Raw genomic sequence first — 19,779 nt, forward strand, 5'->3', positions numbered from 1 at the left:
TGATATTTTGTTAAAGAACAAAAAACGACACCTTGCCACCGCACTTTAACTCTCCACGATAGCGTGTCGTTGTGGAGGCGTATTATAGGCAATTTTTTCTCCCTTGCAAGGCTTTTTTGCAAAAAAATGTCGTTTTGATTTTTAAATGATTATTAAACCACCAAATTGGTGTTGTTTCGCAAAAAATCCCAAGTGCGATCACTTGGGATTCATTTGATAGATTGATTATTCCACCGTGACCGCTTTGGCAAGGTTGCGAGGCTGATCCACGTCGGTGCCTTTAATAAGCGCAACGTGATAGCTCAGCAACTGCATCGGAATAGTATAATAAATCGGAGCCACCACTTCATCGACGGTTGGCATGGCAATAATTTTCATATCCGAGGTGGATTCAAAACCTGCTTTTTCATCGGCGAACACATAAAGTTGCCCACCACGGGCGCGCACTTCCTCAATGTTAGATTTGAGTTTTTCTAACAAATCATTGTTTGGCGCCACCACGACAACTGGCATATCCGCATCAATCAATGCCAATGGCCCATGTTTAAGTTCACCTGCCGCATAGGCCTCTGCGTGAATATAGGAAATTTCTTTGAGTTTTAGCGCACTTTCCAACGCAATTGGGTAATATTCGCCACGGCCTAAGAAAAGGGTGTGGTGTTTTTCAGCGAAATCTTCTGAAAGCTGCTCAATGGTGCTGTCGAATGTCAGCGCTTGTTCAATTTTTGCTGGCAAACTTTGTAGTGCTTTGACAATGCGTTGCTCTTGTGCCTCATTCAAGTTGCCTTTTAATTTACCCACCGCGGCCACCAACAATAGTAGCGTGACAAGTTGAGTAGTGAAGGCTTTGGTCGATGCAACCCCAATCTCAACACCTGCGCGCGTCATAAACGCCAAGTCGCTTTCGCGCACTAACGAAGAGCCTGGTACGTTACAAATCGTCATCGCGCTCATGTAGCCTTTTTCTTTCGCCAAGCGCAAGGCGGCCAAAGTGTCGGCGGTTTCCCCTGATTGTGAAAGGGTAATCAGTAAGCTATTTGGGCGCGTGACAAAAGTGCGGTAGCGGAATTCTGAGGCGATCTCCACATCGCAGCCAACACCTGCTAAAGACTCAAACCAATAGCGTGCCACCATGCCTGCGTTATAACTGGTGCCACAGGCAACAATTTGAATATGTTCGACTTTTTCTAAAATGTTGCGTGCGCCGTTACCGATGGCATCAATCACCACTGAGTTGCCTGAAATGCGCCCTTCTAGGGTGTTAATGATAGCGGATGGCTGTTCATAAATCTCTTTTTGCATATAGTGGCGGAATTTACCTTTGTCGGCTGCGTCATTTTCAAGGTTAGAATCATGCACAGCGCGTTCCACTTTTTCACCATCGGTATTGTAGATATCGATAGTGCGACGGGTGATTTCTGCAATATCGCCTTCTTCTAAGAACATAAAGCGACGCGTGACACTCAGCAGCGCCAGTTGATCTGAGGCTAAAAAGTTTTCACCCAACCCAAGTCCGATCACCAGAGGGCTGCCTGAACGCGCCGCAATCAGATGCTCTGGCTCATTTTTGTCCATCACCACCATGCCGTAAGCACCTTCCAGCTGCTTGACCGCACTTTGTACTGCACTTAAGAGAGTATCAGCACTGCGGTATTCCCATTCCACGAGGTGGGCAATAACTTCTGTATCGGTTTGAGATTGAAATTCATAACCGCGTTCTTGTAACGCTTTGCGCAACACATCATGATTTTCTATAATGCCGTTGTGTACCACCACAATATCACCTGACACATGCGGGTGCGCATTGCGTTCGCTCGGCTCGCCATGGGTGGCCCAACGGGTGTGTGCGATGCCCGTGCCCCCAATCAAAGGATTTTTCGCCACCGCTTCATCAAGCGCTTTTACTTTGCCTAAGCAGCGTACGCGCTGGAGATTGTGTTGAAGGTCAACCACTGCCACCCCTGCGGAGTCATAACCGCGGTATTCTAGGCGGTGAAGCCCTTCGATTAAAATTTCTGCCACATCACGCTGTGCCACAGCGCCTACAATTCCACACATAAAATGTCCTTTGGTTGTTAATTTGCAATAATCAGTTGTACTGAATGTTGTTCGATAGCTGACCGCACTTTCGCAGGCACATCACTATCGGTGATCACAATATCGATCTGCTGCCAATTGAGTTCAAGATTAGGCATTTTGCGCCCGAATTTTTGTGCTTGCACCAGCACCACCACTTTTTGTGCCGCACTGGCCATCACTTGAGTCAACCCCACAACTTCATTAAACGTTGTCGTGCCGCGCTCATCAATGCCATCTGCACCCGTAAACAGCCAATCAAAGTCATAAGAGCGAATGGCCTGTTCAGCGATCACGCCTTGAAAAGAATCCGAACGTACATCCCATGTACCGCCTGTCATTAACAGTGTTGGCTCATTCGACAGTGTTCGAATTTGATTGGCCACATCTAAAGAATTTGTCATCACTACCAAGCCTTTTTTAGGCTCCAGTGCGGAGATCAATGCTGCGGTGGTGGAACCAGAGTCAATAATCACCCGCTGATTGGTGCCAACTAATGCGGCTGCCGCTTTCGCAATGCGCTGCTGACTCGGTGAAAAGTGCGGTGCGTTCTCCGTTTCAGGCAACAATTTTGCACCACCATAACAGCGCACTAACTGTCCACGCTGTTCAAGTGCGGTCAAGTCCTTACGGATAGTCACCTCAGAGACGCCAAAACGCGTGACAAGCTGTTCTACTTGCACCTGTCCTTGTTGCATTGCCAGCTGAAGAATGCTTTCACGTCTCTCTTGTGTTGCCATGTTGAACCTATCGTTTTTAAATTTCGGTTCGAAACTATATTCGAAACACAATCAAAAGTCAACCGCACTTTTGCGTCCATAAAAAAACCCCCGCATCGCGAGGGCTTTTTACAACTAACAAAAATTATTTTTTGACAGCGTCTTTCAGTGCTTTACCTGATACGAAAGAAGGCACTTTGGCTGCAGGGATTTTAATCTCTTTACCAGTTTGTGGATTGCGACCAGTGCGAGCTTTACGTTCATTCACTTTGAATGTACCAAAGCCGATCAATTGTACTGGCTCACCTTTTTTCAGGCTTTTGGTTACCGCTTCTAAAGTGGCTTCCAAAGCAGCTTTTGCTTGTTTTTTGTTCAAGTCAGCAGCTGCTGCAATCGCATCAATTAATTCTGCTTTATTCATAATTAATAACCCTCATTTATTAGTGTTTAAAATAACTTTTGTATCAATTGAATAATCAATTTCGTTGGTTCAAGATCTGTTGAAAAACAGTCCATATAAGATTAATCCAAAGCACTGGATATGAAAAGCATTAAATGCGCAAAATATGCGAGAAGTCACATTTAACGGTCAATTTTTATACCAATATTACTCACACCACTCGTTCTTAGCTCATTTTTTAAGCTATTGAGTAGTTCCAAATCCCGTTCTTCGGCGTCATTCAAGGCGCGATAGATAGACCATTGAACATCTAATTCCTGTTCAATTTCCTCACAGGCTTTCAATTCTTGTTCATTTAATGTGCGATCTTGCTCTGCTTCTAACAGTTCAGACACCGTTTTCAATGAAAGCTGGCTCACCAAAATTGATTGGGATAACATTTCGCCTGAAATCAAGGCATGCAACAGCTCAGATAACGCTTGAGCCGCATCCACAGCAGGAAATACGCCGTATTCATCAAATTCATTTACATTCGGAATCAGATCTTCAAATTTTTCAAGCTGGCTTTCAAAATTGATCTTTGCGCCCTTAACGGTCAAATATTCCCACACGAGATTGAGAATATTGTGATAAATACGCCCATAATCCTGCTCATGCAGCTGCCAAAAAAGGGCAAAATTAGGCTGCATGCGCTCGCAAAGTGCGGTCATAAAGGCAAGATGTTGCCAACTTTCAAAGCGCTCTAGGCGTTTGTGAATCGGGTTTCGCATAAATTATCCTTGATGATACGGTTTTGACAGCTGATGCACGGCATCAACCAAAATTTTCGGGCTTTCCACCGGCACATCTTGATGAATGCCGTGCCCAAGATTAAACACATGCCCTGAGCCTGTGCCATAATCGTGCAAAATATCTGCGACCGCACTTTCAATTCTGGCTTTTGAGCCGTAAAGCACACTCGGGTCTAAATTGCCTTGCAACGCCACTTTGTCGCCCACGCGTGCGCGCGCTTGCGCAATATCCACCGTCCAATCCAGCCCAATTGCATCGCAGCCTGTATCTGCAATCGCCTCCAGCCACAAGCCGCCACCTTTGGTAAACAGCGTAATCGGCACGCGACGATTGCGCGCCATGCGTGTGAGGCCGTCGACAATTTGGTGCATATAGTGCAACGAAAATTCACGATACTCACGGTGCGCCAACACGCCGCCCCAAGTGTCGAATACCATCACCGCCTGCGCACCTGCGGCAATTTGTGCATTGAGATAAAGCGTCACGCTCTTGGCGAGCTTGTCGAGCAATTGATGCAATAACTGCGGTTCGCTGTATAGCATTTTTTTGATTTTGGTAAACGCCTTGCTCGTGCCCCCTTCAACCATATAGGTGGCCAGCGTCCACGGGCTGCCAGAAAAGCCAATTAATGGCACTTGTCCGTCCAACGCTTTATGAATGGTACGCACAGCATTCATCACATATTGCAACTCCCCTTCAGGATCTGGGATTGGCAAATTTTGCACATCACGACTTAATGCAATTGGGTGGGCAAATTTCGGCCCTTCGCCCGCGCCAAAGCTCAGCCCCAGCCCCATCGCATCAGGAATGGTGAGAATATCAGAAAACAAAATCGCCGCATCTAAATCATAGCGGCGCAACGGCTGCAACGTCACTTCACAAGCCATCTCAGCGTTGCGGCACAGCGACATAAAATCGCCCGCCTGCGCGCGGGTTTGTTTGTATTCTGGCAAATAACGCCCCGCTTGACGCATCATCCAAATCGGCGTGGCATCCACAGGCTCACGCAACAGCGCGCGCAAATAGCGGTCGTTTTTTAATTCTGACATTGTTCGTCCTTATATAGTTGTTCTGTCATGGCAATCAGTTTGCGCGCAATCGTGCCCGCCGGCGGCAATTGTGGCAAAGTGCGGTCAAGGTCAAACCACTGCGCATCGGCAAGCTCATTTTCTTGAATGCCAATCTCGCCACTTTCATAATCTGCCAAAAAGCCGATCATCAACGAGTTGGGAAATGCCCACGGTTGGCTGCCCACATAGTGGATATTTTTAACTCGGATCGCCGTTTCTTCCAACACTTCCCGCGCCACGGTTTGCTCAAGGCTTTCGCCTGGCTCAACGAAGCCGGCGAGCACGGTGTACATTTTTTCGTTTTTATGGCGCAGGTGGTTGGCGAGCAAAATCTGCTTGCCGCGGCGCACCGCCACAATAATACTTGGGCACAAAATCGGGTAGGTATGATGACCGCACTTTGTGCATTCCACCGCACTTTCCTGCGGTTGCATAATGCGCGTTGGCGCACCGCACTTAGCGCAAAAACGGTGTGTTTGGTAAAAATGGTGCAAACTCACACCACGATTAAGCACATTAAACAGCGCCTCATCCCAGCCAAGGCAGGCGCGCAACGAGGTAAACTCAAAAGTGCGGTCAGCACAATCCAGCACCAGCGTAAGCGGCTTATCGTGATGCTGACCGATCACCAACCCTGTTAGCCCCGCCAGCCCCAACTCGCTCGCCTGCCCAAAGGGCAATTCATCATGTGGCAAATAGAGGCTTGAGCCTTGCACAATCAGGTAATAGCTGCGTTGTTCAGGTGCGATCGTGTGCATGGTGCTTCCCCCATAAAAAAGCCGCTTTATTTTGCAATAAAACGGCTTATCTCCCGTGCCGTTATTGCAACAGCGAAATGTCTGCAATGTGCAAGAACAGCTCACGCAAATTGAACAAAATTGCTAAACGGTTGTTGCGCAGTTTCTCGTCGTCGCAGTTGACCATCACGTTTTCAAAGAAAGCGTCCACACTTTCTTGCAGGCCACTGAGTTGCTCCAGCGCGCGTTGATATTCGCCTGCAGCAAACAACGGCTGCAATTCGGTATTTAAGCGCAACACATCATCTGCCAGCGCTTTTTCCGCCGCTTCCACACATAAAGTGCGGTCGATATGACTTGGCACTTCGCCGTCAACTTTTGCCAAAATATTCGACACCCGCTTGTTCGCCGCTGCCAACGCCTCGGCCTGTGGCAGGCGGCGGAAGTGGGAAACGGCTTTCACGCGCGCATCAAAATCGGCTGGCCGTGTTGGGCGGCGCGCTAGCACCGCTTGAATCACATCAATGCCAAAGCCTTCGTCTTGATACCAGGCGCGGAAACGCCCAAGCATGAAGTCAACCACATCGGAGACCACATTTTTATTGCTGAGTTTATCGCCATATAGCGCGACCGCACGTTCAACCAAAGTTTGTAAATCCAGTGGTAGCTTTTTCTCTACAATAATGCGTAACACACCTAGCGCAGCGCGACGTAGCGCAAATGGGTCTTTATCCCCTTTCGGGTGTTGACCGATGCCGAAAATGCCCGTGAGGGTGTCGATTTTATCCGCCAACGCCACACAGCACGCCACCGCACTTTTCGGCAGCTCGTCGCCTGCAAAGCGTGGCATATATTGCTCATTCAATGCAACAGCCACGCCTTCGTCTTCACCGTCGTGGCGGGCGTAGTGCATGCCCATCACACCTTGGGTATCGGTAAATTCAAACACCATGTTGGTCATCAAATCACATTTTGAGAGCAAGCCTGCGCGCTCGGCTTTGGTTTTATCCGCGCCAATCTGTTCGGCGATGATACCGCTAAGCTTTTCAATGCGTGCGGTTTTTTCACGCAACGTGCCAAGCTCTTTTTGGAATAATACGGTTTCAAGGCGTGGCAAGTTATCTACCAATTTTTGTTTCAAATCGGTTTTGAAGAAAAATTCGGCGTCGGATAAACGCGGGCGCACCACTTTTTCATTGCCTTCAATAATCTTGCTTGGATCGTCTGGATTGATGTTGGAAACAAAGATAAAGTGCGGTAGCAATTTGCCGTTTTCATCGTAAATAGGAAAGTATTTTTGGTCACCTTTCATGGTGTAAACCAATGCTTCTGCTGGCACGGCCAAAAAGCGCTCTTCAAATTTGGCGGTCAGCACCACGGGGTATTCCACTAAAGAGGCGACTTCATCGAGCAAATCTTCTTCAATGTCTGCCACGCCACCGAGCTTAGCTGCGGCTTTTTCTGCGTCTTGGCGAATTTTGTTTTTGCGGGTTTCAAAATCAGCGACGACCATGCCTTTTTCTAGCAAAATATCAGGATATTGATCTGCGTTGTCAATGTGCAATTCGCGCTCGCCCATAAAGCGATGGCCGCGTAAAGTGCGGTCGGATTTCACACCTAAAATCTCGCCTGCAATCAGCTCATCGCCAAAGAGCATCGTCACAGTGTGCACAGGGCGGATAAATTGCACCGTTTTATCGCCCCAACGCATCGGTTTCGGAATCGGCAATTTAGAGAGCGCATTGGCTACCATGTCGGCCAGCAGTGCTTTGGTTTGCTTGCCTGCTTCCACGCTGCGATAAAACAGCCACTCGCCTTTGTCGGTTTTCAGGCGCTCGGCTTGGTCAATCTCAATACCACAACCACGCGCCCAGCCCAGTGCCGCTTTGGTCGGTTTTCCATCAGCATCAAACGCCGATGCAATCGCAGGGCCGCGTTTTTCAATTTCTTTGCTCGGCTGCTCGGTTAAAAGTGCGTTCACTTTCACCGCCAAACGCCGCGGTGCAGCAAACCATTCTACATTCTCAAAGCTCAAACCCGCTTGCTCAAGCTCCGTCTTAACATTATCCGCAAACGCCAATCCTAACGATTTCAACGCCTTCGGTGGCAACTCTTCCGTGCCGATTTCAACTAAAAAATTTTGTGTTGTCATTTTTTTCTCTCAAATTCACTCATCAACTTTGAAGCCAAATCACCTTGTCTATGATAATTCAGTATTCTTATTATATCTCTAAGTCTATTACGATAATCTTCCTGTGTTTGATTATCTTTATCTAAATTACTTAAATAAGAATATATTGTTGATATCACACCCATAATACTCAAAATCATAGTAAGTTTTGCCATATCTACAAACATAGATAAGACACTACAAAAAAACCAAGAGACAAAAAACAAAAACACAAATAAAATTAAAGTATTGCCACACTTTTTTATGAGTTTATTCTTCTTATCTTTTTGCTCTTCCTTAAAGTTTTTTATAATTTCCTTACCTTCTAAAAAAAGACTATCTATTGTTATCGTGATATTTGTTTGATTATCATCACCGATAACAATAGTAGAATTAGTAACATTAGAAATATTCCCAACATTATTTTTATTCATAATGCCTCCAGATATTAAAATCTTATGTCTACCGAGGATTTCATCTGCCAGATCAGTAATATTTTTCTTATTTAGTCTTTTCGTTACTAACTAGCAAGTATCTTCTCGAAAGTTATCCAAATCCAACATTATGCTCTAATTATTTATATTTCCCACACATCGGGAAGCCAAGCGCTTCGCGGCTGGCGTAGTAGGCTTCGGCGACACCTTTTGTCAGCGCGCGGATGCGTAGGATGTAGCGTTGACGTTCGGTCACGGAGATGGCTTTGCGGGCGTCAAGCAAGTTAAAACTGTGCGCCGCTTTCAAAATGCGTTCATAAGCGGGTAGTGGCAGCGGTTTTTCCAGATCCAATAGCGCTTTGGCTTCTTTTTCATATTGTTCAAAACAGTGGAAGAGGAAATCGGTGTCGGCGTATTCAAAGTTGTAGGTGGACTGCTCCACTTCATTTTGGTGGAACACATCGCCGTAGGTGGTTTTGCCCAGCACGCCGTCGGACCACACGAGGTCATAGACGCTGTCCACGCCTTGAATGTACATCGCTAAGCGCTCAAGCCCATAGGTGATTTCGCCCGTCACAGGCTTGCACTCCAAGCCGCCGACTTGTTGGAAGTAGGTAAATTGGGTCACTTCCATGCCGTTGAGCCACACTTCCCAGCCTAAGCCCCACGCGCCCAGTGTTGGGTTTTCCCAGTTGTCTTCCACAAAGCGGATGTCGTGTTGAGTTGGGTCAAAGCCGAGCATTTTCAGTGAGCCGAGATAGAGTTCTTGAATGTTGTCTGGTGAGGGTTTGAGCACCACTTGGAATTGGTAATAATGCTGCAAACGGTTTGGGTTTTCGCCATAGCGGCCATCAGTTGGGCGGCGTGATGGCTGCACATAGGCGCTTGCCATCGGTTCAGGCCCCAAGGCGCGCAGGCAAGTCATCGGATGCGAGGTGCCCGCGCCCACTTCCATATCCAGCGGCTGCACGATGGTGCATCCCAACTCGCCCCAATAGTCTTGTAGGGCCAAAATCATACCTTGAAAGGTTTTTACATTAAATTTGCTGTTCATTGCCAGTTCTCGTTTGCATTCGATGAAATAAAATGGGGTTATTATACTGTGAAATGGCGGGAAATAATACGTTTTATCATAAAAAAACAGCCCCAATGGGGCTGCTGTTAAGATTAGGCATCATAGGTGCCAACAAGGTAGGCTTGGGCGAGAATATGCCCTTGCATAGCAAAATGTAGCTCATTGAAATGAAAGCCAGACTCAAGCTCTAACTCGCAATCAAGCGCATAGACATAAAGCTCATAGCGGTGGGCTTGATCAGGCGGAGCCATGCCACCATAACAGGCGCAATGCAGACGATCTTGGCTGGCAATTTTGCCCGACCAACTGTTGGTGCCTTGAACATAATCGGTCGCTGAAGTGCTGTCGTTTTCTTCTAATACTTCACGTTTCACATTGGCTGCCAGCCAGTGAATCCACGTGTAGCCACACACAGGCACCGCGTCTTTGTCTTCCAATACGATAGCAAATGATTTGGTGCCTGCTGGTGCGTCACTGATTTCCAATGGCAGCGAACAGGTTGGCATGCCAAACTCACTAACAAGCGCACCACGCTTGCCGTATTTGTCATCAATCACGCCGTTTGTAATGCCTGAACTTGTAATTTTCATACACGCCTCCTTTGTGATAGCTTCGCCTTTATTATAACTTATTGAGATCAAAAAATAAAAGTGCGGTTGAATAACCTACACATGCGATGTAACGCCCACTACTTGTGATAATCGCCCTATGGGGGTGTATGAAATGGCCTTGTCGAAAATAAAAAAACCGCACTTTAAAGTCAAAGTGCGGTTTTGTTTATGTTTTGATGTGGAAGGGGTTACATCATACCGCCCATTCCACCCATGCCGCCCATGCCAGCAGCGCCCATGTCTGGTGCGTCAGCTTTTGGCAGCTCAGTTACCATACATTCAGTGGTGATCATTAAGCCAGCAATAGAAGCAGCAAATTGCAGTGCTGAACGGGTTACTTTGGTTGGATCGAGGATACCCATTTCAACCATGTCGCCGTATTCTTCAGTGGCTGCATTGTAGCCGTAATTGCCTTTGCCATCTTTCACGTTGCGAGCAACAACAGAGGCTTCTTCACCTGCGTTGGTAACGATTTGACGAAGTGGCGCTTCCATCGCGCGCAATGCCAATTTAATGCCAACATTTTGCTCTTCATTATCGCCTGTGAGGTTCGCCAATTCGCTAGCAACACGGATAAGTGCGACACCACCACCAGCAACCACGCCTTCTTCAACCGCAGCGCGAGTTGCGTGCAGAGCGTCTTCAACGCGGGCTTTTTTCTCTTTCATTTCCACTTCGGTCGCAGCACCCACTTTGATCACGGCAACACCGCCTGCCAGTTTGGCAACGCGTTCTTGCAGTTTTTCGCGATCGTAATCGGAAGTTGACTCTTCGATTTGTTGGCGAATTTGGGTCACACGCGCACTAATTTGTTCTTGTTCCCCAATACCATCAATGATGGTAGTGTTGTCTTTCGTGATCACAACACGTTTCGCTTGACCAAGCTCAGCCAGAGTTGCTTTGTCGAGTTCCATGCCGATTTCTTCTGAAATCACAGTACCTGCGGTTAAGATCGCAATATCTTGCAACATCGCTTTACGACGATCACCAAAGCCTGGAGCTTTAACAGCTGCTACTTTCACGATGCCACGCATAGTATTAACGACTAATGTTGCAAGAGCTTCGCCTTCAACATCTTCTGCCACGATAAAGAGCGGTTTGCCTGCTTTTGCCACAGCTTCCAATACAGGCAACAATTCACGGATATTCGAGATTTTTTTATCCACCAACAAAATGTATGGGTTGTCGAGCTCCACGCTGCCTGTTTCTGGCTTGTTGATGAAATAAGGAGAAAGATAGCCACGGTCAAATTGCATACCTTCTACAACACTTAATTCATCTTCTAAGCCACTGCCGTCTTCAACGGTGATCACACCTTCTTTGCCCACTTTATCCATGGCTTGAGCAATCAATTTACCTACGGTGTTGTCAGAGTTGGCCGAAATGGTGCCCACTTGCTCAATTGCTTTGGAGTCCGCACATGGCACAGACAGTTTTTTCAACTCTTCAACGCCAGCACTCACCGCTTTGTCGATGCCGCGTTTGAGATCCATTGGGTTCATGCCTGCAGCCACCGCTTTTAAGCCTTCGGTTACAATCGCTTGCGCTAACACTGTTGCGGTGGTGGTGCCATCACCTGCTGCGTCGTTAGCTTTAGAGGCCACTTCTTTCACCATTTGTGCGCCCATATTTTCGAATTTATCTTCTAATTCGATTTCACGTGCAACGGAAACGCCGTCTTTGGTGATGGTTGGTGCTCCAAATGATTTATCTAACACTACGTTGCGACCTTTTGGTCCAAGGGTGACTTTTACCGCGTTGGCTAATACATTCACGCCGTCTAACATTTTAATACGTGCGTCGTTGCCGAATTTTACGTCTTTTGCTGCCATAATCGTTATTCCTTCTTTTTCGTTTTCGCTACATTATTCTACAATTGCAAGGACATCATTTTCAGATAAAATTAACACTTCTTCACCGTCAATTTTTTCTGCTTTCACGCCATAACCTTCATTAAAAATCACTGTGTCGCCAACTTTTACATCGAGAGGTTGAACTTGACCATTTTCTAAAATGCGACCTTTTCCTACAGCCAGCACTTTGCCACGGGTCGATTTGGTTGCCGCAGAGCCTGTCAGCACAATGCCGCCAGCCGATTTTGTTTCAACTTCTTCACGTTTGATAATCACGCGATCGTGTAATGGACGAATATTCATGTAAAAACTCCTTCATAGGTTAAAAACACAAAACGCCAAGCGTTTAATTTGATACACCCATTAATATGGGCGCGTTGCTGGCGTTTCAAGGGGTAAATTAAAAATTATTTTAAAGTGCGGCCATCATCGGCTTTTTTCGCATATTCCGCCTCAAACACGGTGTTATCATCTTGGCGTTGAGCCTGTTGAAATTGTCCAAAACGCTGGAAAACGCGAAAGCCTTTCACACGTTTAATCAGCCAGCGCTCAAGCAGTAAACTGGTACTAGGTAAGAGCAGTAAAATGGCAACAATATCACTTAAAAAACCAGGTATAAAAAATAACACGCCAGCAGTGATCCAAATCGCGCCTTGAAACAAACTGCGAGAAGGAATTTCGCCTGCGCGCAACTGTTGTTGCAGTTTCATCATGGTGTACCAGCCACGCATACGAATCAAAAATAAGCCCACCAATGAAGACAACACCAGCAAAAGTAACAGTGGGAACACACCAATGGCACTGCCGATACTCACCAACAACGTCAATTCAAGATAAACATAAAGCGCGATAATCGCGAAAAAAATCAAAAATGGCATGCTTTGCTCCTTTAGAGAACGATATAAGTAAAGTGGGGGGTAAAAGTGCGGTTTTCAAGACTAGAATACATTACAAAAAGTAATGTATAAAATAAATTAATGTCGAATGATCTCGGCGCGATTTTGCGTAAAATGGTAACCACAACGAGTTACAAACCAATGAAAGGAGATGTTATGACAGCGTTTAGAAAAGAAAAAGATTTGTTAGGTGAACGTGATGTGCCAGCCGATGTCTATTGGGGCATTCACACCTTGCGTGCAGTAGAAAATTTCAATATTTCGAGTGCTAAAATTTCTGATATTCCAGCTTTTGTGCGTGGCATGGTGATGGTGAAAAAAGCTGCCGCCAAGGCTAATATGGAGTTGAAAGTCATCCCGAAAGCCGTCGGCGAGGCAATTGTTAAAGCCTGTGATCAAGTGCTTGAAGAAGGTAAATGCCTTGATCAATTCCCCTCTGATGTGTATCAAGGTGGTGCGGGCACATCTGTGAATATGAACACCAACGAAGTGGTGGCTAACTTGGCGTTAGAAATTTTAGGTCATAAAAAAGGCGAGTATCAATATCTCGACCCAATGGATCACGTCAATGCCAGCCAATCCACCAATGATGCCTACCCAACAGGGTTCCGCATTGCGGTGTACACCTCATTAATAGAATTAGTGGAAAAAATTCGCTACCTGCAAGAAGGTTTTGAACACAAAGCGAAAGAATTTGCCCATGTAATGAAAATGGGACGCACCCAATTGCAAGATGCCGTGCCAATGAGCGTGGGACAAGAATTTGAGGCCTTCTCCGTGTTGTTAGAAGAAGAAATTGCCAACCTTGAGCGCACTGCGCAATTACTACTTGAAGTGAATTTAGGCGCAACCGCTATCGGAACAGGTGTTAACACGCCAAAAGGTTATCCAGCACTTGCCACTCGCTATTTGGCAGAAGTGACAGGCCTGCCTTGCACTTCATCTAAAAACTTAATTGAAGCCACCTCCGACTGTGGTGCTTATGTGATGATGCACGGCGCGCTGAAACGTACCGCAGTGAAAATGTCGAAAGTCTGCAACGACTTACGTTTACTCTCCTCTGGCCCACGTGCAGGCTTGAATGAAATCAATCTGCCAGAATTGCAAGCAGGCTCATCTATCATGCCAGCCAAAGTGAACCCAGTGGTGCCAGAGGTGGTCAACCAAGTGTGTTTTAAAGTCTTTGGCAATGATTTAACCGTCACTTTCGCTGCTGAAGCAGGGCAATTACAGCTCAACGTAATGGAACCTGTGATCGGGCAAGCCATGTTTGAAACCATTTCATTATTGGCGAATGCCTGCGTGAATTTGCGCGATAAATGCGTAGATGGCATCACCGTTAACAAAGCAGTGTGCGAAAACTATGTACTCAACTCCATTGGCATCATCACCTATCTCAACCCATTCATTGGCCACCACAATGGCGATGTAATTGGTAAAATCTGCGCCCAAACAGGCCGCAGCGTGCGTGAAGTGGTGTTAGAAAAAGGCTTATTAAGTGAAGAACAACTTGATGATATTCTATCACCAGAAAACTTAATGAACCCAACCTACAAAGCGAAAGATGTTGAATAGTCTCAACGCCTAAGCCAAAGTGCGGTTTGCACCGCCAAACATTGAGTACATTCAAGGGCTAAATCCAGTAATATTGGATTTAGCCCGTCTTATTCGCACTGAAGCATTTTACTGACACAAACCGCACTTTTATTTATGCTGCTTTACCTTTGGGGGGCCTGCATGACTGAACGGGGGCTTGGCCAGCCAGATGACGATAAATAAAGACAAGAAGATGAGTGCCGAGAGCCAAAATACTTCGTTAGCACCGAGAATAAAACCTTGACCTGTGATCAGGCGGGCGAGATACATCCCAATTTGAGTGTCGTTCATGCCAAGCTGGTGCATTTGGTCATAAAATAGCTGCGAGTTGATGTTATACGGTGAGATAAACTCGGTAAGCTGCGCATGATGCAGTGCTTCACGGCGATACCACAAAAAGGTAGTCAGCGATGTACCTACTGAGCCGGCTAACGTCCGCAAAAAGTTGAATAAACTCGACGCTGAGGCCATTTTTTCTGGCGGGATTTCAGACAGGGTTATCGTCGTTAGTGGCATAAAGAAACACGCCACCGCCAATCCTTGCACAAATTGCGGTAGTGCCACGTCCATAAAAGTCATGTTCGGTTCGAAAGTTATGGCGCGCCAATAGAACGTCGCGGCATAGACAAAAAAGCTCAAAGTGACCAACAGCCGCATATCAATTTTAGCACCGTATTTGCCGATAATTGGCGAGAGCAAAATCGGCAAAATGCCAACTGGTGCTGCGGCCAATCCTGCCCAGGTTGCGGTGTAACCAAACACATTTTGCAGCAGCAATGGAATAAGCACCACCGAGCCAATATAAACTAAAAACGCCAAGCTGGTGCTCAAACAACCAATGGTGAAATTGCGTGATTTAAACAGTGAAATGTCCACCACGGGATTGTCGTCGGTCAGCTCCCAGATGATAAGTGCGGTCAAACCAATCACAGAAATAATGGTCAGCACCACAATTTCAGTGGAGTTAAACCAATCTTGCTCACGGCCTTGGTCAAGCATCAGCTGCAAGCAGCCCACACCCAAGATCAACAACACCAGCCCAACGCCATCAACAGGTTGCTGCACAATCTCGCTTTCGCGCTTGCCAATGGTTTTCCACGACATCACCACCACCGCAAGACCAATAGGTACATTGATAAAGAAAATCCAACCCCAGTGGAGGTTGTCACTGATCCAGCCGCCTAAAATTGGGCCAAAAATGGGTGCAACAACCACCGTCATTGACCAAAACGCCAATGCCATACCGCGGCGCTCTGGCGGATAGTTATTTAGCAGCAAACTTTGCGACAGCGGAATGATGGGACCAGCTGCTAGACCTTGCATAATGCGGCAAAAAATTAGCATGCCAAGGCTGTGGGAAATGCCACACAGCCAAGAGAACAGCACAAAAAGTGCGGTCGCAAATAAAAATAACCGCACTTCACCGATGCGTTTAGCCAGCCAACCCGTGATCGGAATTGCCACCGCATTCGCCACCCCAAACGAGGTGATCACCCAAGTGCCTTGACTAATGGAGGCACCAAGATCCCCTGCGATAGTTGGAATTGCCACGTTCGCAATAGTAGAGTCAAGCACCTGCATAAACGTGGCTAAAGCTAGTGCTAAAGTTAGCACCACCAATGCACCACCTTTAAGCGGCGGGTAGGTCTTTTGCATACCGTGTCCTATTGCTGTGCGTTGTCACGAATGATGCGTTGAATTAACGCGTCCGCCTCTTGCTGATTGTAATTGAGTGTGTCAGTGGCAAAGAGCGGTTCGCCTGAGCTGACGGCAGCTAAATTGTCACCTTCGCGCTCAGCGGTGTGCACCTCCACTTTGGCAGAAAGGCCAATTCGCAGCGGGTGTTTTTCAATCTGCTCTGGCTCGAGCGCAATACGCACGGGCACCCGTTGCACCACTTTGATCCAGTTCCCCGTCGCATTTTGCGCTGGCAATAAGGAAAATGCGCTGCCGGTACCTGGCTCAATGCCGACTACGCGGCCATCAAACTCAATATCGCCATACATATCGAAATAGAGTTTGACACTCTGCCCCACGCGCATATCTTTCAGTTGCGTTTCTTTGAAGTTAGCATCCACCCACACTTCTTTGCTAGGAATAATGGCCAAAAGTGGCGTGCCCATGCCTGCCATGGCGCCCACTTGTGCGCTACGGCGCGCGATATGACCACTGACAGGGGCAATCACTTGAGTGCGTTGCAAATCCAACCACGCTTTGCGCAGCGCCACAGCCGCTTGTTGCACGCTCGGTTGAGAGGGCAAATCGCTCTCGCCTAAAAGGGCTTTTGTTGCCGCCAGTTGATCTTGCGCAGCTTTCAGCCCTGCGTGAGCGGCCGTGGCATTATCTTTCGCATGTTGCAATGCCTCTTTGGCAATCGCGCCCGTTTTGCCCAAAGCCACACGGCGGTCAAGATCAGCTTGCGCTTGGTTATAAGCAATTTGTTTGGCCTCAACCATCGATTTAAGTTGTGACACTTGATGGCGAAGCTGACCAATTTGGCGCACAGCGCCAGCCAAGTTTGCTTTGGCTTGTTCAAAGGCAAGTTTGGCATTGGTGTCGTCTAACGTAAGCAGAACATCACCTGCGGCCACATAATCGGTATTTTCATAGTTGATGCTGGCAATATTGCCTGGCACTTGGGCGGAAACCATCACTTGATTACCGTTAACATAGGCATCTTCAGTTTCTTCATAGCCTTTGAGGAAGAAAAACCAATAAGCAAAACTTGCAATGGCAATCACAATCAGCACCAACGCAAAAATGCTGAGTGCTTTTTTACGTTTACGGCTTTTACTCGCTTTGGTTTTGCCTAACTGTACCTGTTGTGCTGGCTCAGAGGCGGTATGAGTGTTTGACATAAGTGTACCTTTTATTATTGTTGTTATTATGCAACGCCAACGTTATTGGCTAACTTGTGCAAAATAGCATAGAGCTGCTCAATTTCCTGTGCACTAAGCCCATTAAAGGCAGCATTAATGTTCTCCCACTGCTTTGGCAGGCGCGCATTAATAAATTCGTGCCCCTCTTTGGTGAGCTTAAGCAAAAAGCAGCGACGATCGGTTGAGCTCATCACTCGTTCAATCCAACCGCGCTCCACTAAATCATCTGAAATGCGGGTGGCATTAGTGCGTGATGAACCTAAAATTTCACTTAATTTTGAGGGTTGAATGGTGTAGTCAGGCTGAGTAAACAGCACTGCAAGCGCCATAAATAAGGTGTCATTCAGCCCCCATTGTTTGAGCAATTTATTGCGGTGTTCTAAATAGCCATTAACCGTATGCATCATCAAGCGAATAGTTAAGACTTTTTCAATTGGCATATCCGTTTCTGATTGAGCACACTGTTTTATTGAATTCTCAATATCGGAAAAATTAATCATCGGTGTATCTCCTTCAATCAATACGCACTTAATTATAAACGCCATAATAATAACTAAAGTTACTATAAAAGTAAATAATCTTTCATATATCCCTAACCTACTCCACTAACACTGCTCAAAAATGTCGCAAATACCACAAAAGAGTGAAAAACTTGTTAAATTTTTGCGAACAAGATCAACTTTTCAAGAAAAGGTAATTTACTAAAATTTATCCATTGCTATTGTATAGGTGCAATAAAAGCAACTTTTAATCAAATCAACGTAAAGGATCGCCTTATGAAATTGAAGAAAAATCTACTTAGCGTACTCGTTTCGGCAACCGCACTTGGTGCTGTATTTTCCTCAAACGCCTTTGCCGCAGAACCTATTGTGATTAAATTTTCTCACGTAGTAGCAGATGAAACCCCAAAAGGTCAAGGCGCATTACTGTTTAAAAAGATGGCCGAAGAAAAATTCCCAGGTCAGGTTAAAGTTGAAGTGTATTCCAACTCCTCACTCTACGGCGACGGCAAAGAGATGGAAGCGTTATTGTTAAACAACGTGCAAATGCTCGCGCCATCGCTAGCTAAATTTGACAAATACACCCCTAAAATCCAATTATTCGATTTGCCATTCTTGTTTGATGACATTGAAGCGGTGCAACGCTTTGAAAAAAGCGACGCAGGCAAAAGCTTGCTGGAAAGTATGAAAGACAAAGGCATTACTGGTCTTGGCTATTGGAACAACGATCTCAAACAACTTTCTGCTAACAAAAAATTGATCGTACCAAAAGATGCACGCGGCTTGAAATTCCGTGTACAAAATTCAGATGTCCTTGATGCACAATTTAAACAATTACACGCTGTACCACGCAAAATGGCCTTTGGTGAAATGTATCAAGGCTTACAAACTGGTGTTGTAAACGGGGCGGAAAACCCGTATTCCAACATCTATTCGCAAAAAATCAACGAGGTACAAAAATACATTACCGAGTCTAACCACGGGCTGCTCTCTTACATGGTTATCGTCAATACCAAATTCTGGGACGGCTTGCCTGACGATGTGCGCAAGGGCTTGAGCGAAATCATGGAAACCGTCAGCGACAGTGTGAACCAAAAATCCCACGAATTTAACCTCGCGGATAAAAAACGTATCCAAGAAGCGGGTACCAGTGAAATTATCATACTCACCCCAGAGCAACGTAAAGAATGGCGTGAAGCCATGCGCCCAGTTTGGAAAAAATTTGAAGGTGCCATTGGTGCTGATTTGATCCAAGCCGCGGAAGCATCAAACAATAAATAATCCAACTATAAAAGTGCGGTTCAACCGCACTTTATCCTACCTTGAGAAGGCATAGTTATGCAGTGGTTTAATTACTTTTGGGGAAAATTAGAAGAATTCATGATCGCAACCTCACTGGCGGCCATGACGCTGGTGACGTTCAGCTATGTGATGTTCAACAATCTCTACACACCATTTTATGATCTTGCTGACGCATTCCCGTCGCTGGAAAATGTTTTTTTACCCATAGGGGATTTTTGTATCACCGTGGCACAAGAAATGACATGGAGTGTAGCACTAACTAAATTATTATTTGCCATGTTGATCTTTTTCGGCGCGTCTTATGGTGTTCGCACTGCAGGGCACATCGGCGTGGATGCCATCGTGAAAAAATTCTCAACACCCATACAACGCATAATCAGCATTATCGCTTGTGCCGCGTGTTTGATCTATGCAGGTTTAATTACCTTCGCCAGCTATGAATGGGTCAAAGCGCTTTTGATTGCCAATGTCGGCGCCGATGATTTGCACGATTTCGGCATTCAACTATGGCACATTGGGCTTATCATTCCAATCGGCTATGGCATGATTTTTGCACGCTTTTTAGAAATTTTTGTTCGCATTTTGCAAGGTAAACAAAACGATCTTGGTCTCGCCGATGAAGCCAAAGACGCCGTGAAATTGCAAGAAGAACATCATTAAGGAGCGGTT

General features: G+C 46.3%; 19 protein-coding genes. 3 read left to right on the plus strand and 16 right to left on the minus strand.

Translation table 11 applies throughout. The features are described 5' to 3' along the window. Nucleotides 1-225: 225 nt before the first annotated feature. The 13 genes from glmS to HPC38_RS05125 all read right to left on the minus strand — a co-directional run bounded on the left by glmS (nucleotide 226) and on the right by HPC38_RS05125 (nucleotide 12,815). On the minus strand, nucleotides 226-2,058 hold the full coding sequence (gene glmS, locus HPC38_RS05065; protein WP_208120205.1) for a glutamine--fructose-6-phosphate transaminase (isomerizing): 1,833 nt from the start codon (nucleotides 2,056-2,058) through the stop codon (nucleotides 226-228). A 17-nt stretch (nucleotides 2,059-2,075) separates the two neighbouring features. Next, complete coding sequence (locus tag HPC38_RS05070; protein WP_208120206.1) at nucleotides 2,076-2,816, minus strand: DeoR/GlpR family DNA-binding transcription regulator; 741 nt, start codon at nucleotides 2,814-2,816, stop codon at nucleotides 2,076-2,078. A 124-nt stretch (nucleotides 2,817-2,940) separates the two neighbouring features. Continuing rightward, entirely contained in the window at nucleotides 2,941-3,216 is a 276-nt protein-coding gene (locus HPC38_RS05075; protein ID WP_208120207.1) for an HU family DNA-binding protein, read from the minus strand. Nucleotides 3,217-3,377: 161 nt separating this feature from the next. Continuing rightward, nucleotides 3,378-3,965, minus strand: coding sequence for a YjaG family protein (locus HPC38_RS05080; protein WP_208120208.1), 588 nt, complete (start codon nucleotides 3,963-3,965; stop codon nucleotides 3,378-3,380). Between the two features lie 3 nt (nucleotides 3,966-3,968). Continuing rightward, on the minus strand, nucleotides 3,969-5,036 hold the full coding sequence (hemE, locus tag HPC38_RS05085) for a uroporphyrinogen decarboxylase (RefSeq protein WP_208120209.1): 1,068 nt from the start codon (nucleotides 5,034-5,036) through the stop codon (nucleotides 3,969-3,971). After that, nucleotides 5,024-5,815, minus strand: a complete 792-nt coding sequence (nudC, locus tag HPC38_RS05090; RefSeq protein WP_208120210.1) for an NAD(+) diphosphatase — start codon at nucleotides 5,813-5,815, stop codon at nucleotides 5,024-5,026. The genes hemE and nudC overlap by 13 nt, the downstream gene beginning before the upstream one ends. A 61-nt stretch (nucleotides 5,816-5,876) precedes the next feature. Beyond that, nucleotides 5,877-7,946 (minus strand): glycine--tRNA ligase subunit beta, encoded by a 2,070-nt coding sequence (glyS, locus tag HPC38_RS05095; protein WP_208120211.1) that lies wholly within the window; start codon nucleotides 7,944-7,946, stop codon nucleotides 5,877-5,879. Then, a complete protein-coding gene (locus HPC38_RS05100; protein WP_208120212.1) occupies nucleotides 7,943-8,398 on the minus strand; it encodes a hypothetical protein in 456 nt (151 codons plus the stop codon). The genes glyS and HPC38_RS05100 overlap by 4 nt, the downstream gene beginning before the upstream one ends. Nucleotides 8,399-8,537: 139 nt before the next feature. Further along, a complete protein-coding gene (gene glyQ / locus HPC38_RS05105) occupies nucleotides 8,538-9,452 on the minus strand; it encodes a glycine--tRNA ligase subunit alpha (RefSeq protein WP_208120213.1) in 915 nt (304 codons plus the stop codon). Between the two features lie 113 nt (nucleotides 9,453-9,565). After that, nucleotides 9,566-10,063, minus strand: coding sequence for a YbhB/YbcL family Raf kinase inhibitor-like protein (locus tag HPC38_RS05110; RefSeq protein WP_208120214.1), 498 nt, complete (start codon nucleotides 10,061-10,063; stop codon nucleotides 9,566-9,568). Nucleotides 10,064-10,272: 209 nt separating this feature from the next. Continuing rightward, the gene (gene groL / locus HPC38_RS05115) at nucleotides 10,273-11,916 is read right to left on the minus strand and encodes a chaperonin GroEL (RefSeq protein WP_208120215.1); all 1,644 of its coding nucleotides are present in this window, start codon (nucleotides 11,914-11,916) and stop codon (nucleotides 10,273-10,275) included. Nucleotides 11,917-11,949: 33 nt separating this feature from the next. Next, the gene (locus HPC38_RS05120) at nucleotides 11,950-12,240 is read right to left on the minus strand and encodes a co-chaperone GroES (RefSeq protein ID WP_208120216.1); all 291 of its coding nucleotides are present in this window, start codon (nucleotides 12,238-12,240) and stop codon (nucleotides 11,950-11,952) included. 104 nt (nucleotides 12,241-12,344) lie between these two features. Next, complete coding sequence (locus HPC38_RS05125) at nucleotides 12,345-12,815, minus strand: FxsA family protein (protein WP_208120217.1); 471 nt, start codon at nucleotides 12,813-12,815, stop codon at nucleotides 12,345-12,347. Nucleotides 12,816-12,989: 174 nt separating this feature from the next. Between HPC38_RS05125 and aspA the strand changes: the two genes are divergently transcribed. Beyond that, nucleotides 12,990-14,408, plus strand: a complete 1,419-nt coding sequence (gene aspA / locus HPC38_RS05130) for an aspartate ammonia-lyase (protein WP_208120218.1) — start codon at nucleotides 12,990-12,992, stop codon at nucleotides 14,406-14,408. A 129-nt stretch (nucleotides 14,409-14,537) separates the two neighbouring features. Here aspA and HPC38_RS05135 read toward each other — a convergent pair whose 3' ends face one another. From HPC38_RS05135 to mprA, 3 genes are read right to left on the minus strand one after another with little or no spacing between them, the layout of a single operon-like run. Next, the gene (locus tag HPC38_RS05135) at nucleotides 14,538-16,085 is read right to left on the minus strand and encodes a DHA2 family efflux MFS transporter permease subunit (RefSeq protein WP_208120219.1); all 1,548 of its coding nucleotides are present in this window, start codon (nucleotides 16,083-16,085) and stop codon (nucleotides 14,538-14,540) included. An 8-nt stretch (nucleotides 16,086-16,093) separates the two neighbouring features. Then, nucleotides 16,094-17,287, minus strand: a complete 1,194-nt coding sequence (locus HPC38_RS05140; protein ID WP_208120220.1) for an EmrA/EmrK family multidrug efflux transporter periplasmic adaptor subunit — start codon at nucleotides 17,285-17,287, stop codon at nucleotides 16,094-16,096. A 26-nt stretch (nucleotides 17,288-17,313) separates the two neighbouring features. Continuing rightward, nucleotides 17,314-17,808 (minus strand): transcriptional repressor MprA, encoded by a 495-nt coding sequence (gene mprA, locus HPC38_RS05145; RefSeq protein WP_208120221.1) that lies wholly within the window; start codon nucleotides 17,806-17,808, stop codon nucleotides 17,314-17,316. A 276-nt stretch (nucleotides 17,809-18,084) separates the two neighbouring features. On the opposite strand from mprA, the gene HPC38_RS05150 reads away from it, so the two are divergent. Further along, complete coding sequence (locus HPC38_RS05150) at nucleotides 18,085-19,089, plus strand: TRAP transporter substrate-binding protein (RefSeq protein ID WP_208120222.1); 1,005 nt, start codon at nucleotides 18,085-18,087, stop codon at nucleotides 19,087-19,089. 57 nt (nucleotides 19,090-19,146) lie between these two features. Beyond that, the gene (locus HPC38_RS05155) at nucleotides 19,147-19,770 is read left to right on the plus strand and encodes a TRAP transporter small permease (protein WP_208120223.1); all 624 of its coding nucleotides are present in this window, start codon (nucleotides 19,147-19,149) and stop codon (nucleotides 19,768-19,770) included. The last annotated feature ends 9 nt before the right edge of the window (nucleotides 19,771-19,779 follow it).

The organism is Spirabiliibacterium pneumoniae, from assembly GCF_014884995.1.
In the GTDB taxonomy this organism is placed as follows: Bacteria; Pseudomonadota; Gammaproteobacteria; order Enterobacterales; family Pasteurellaceae; genus Spirabiliibacterium; species Spirabiliibacterium pneumoniae.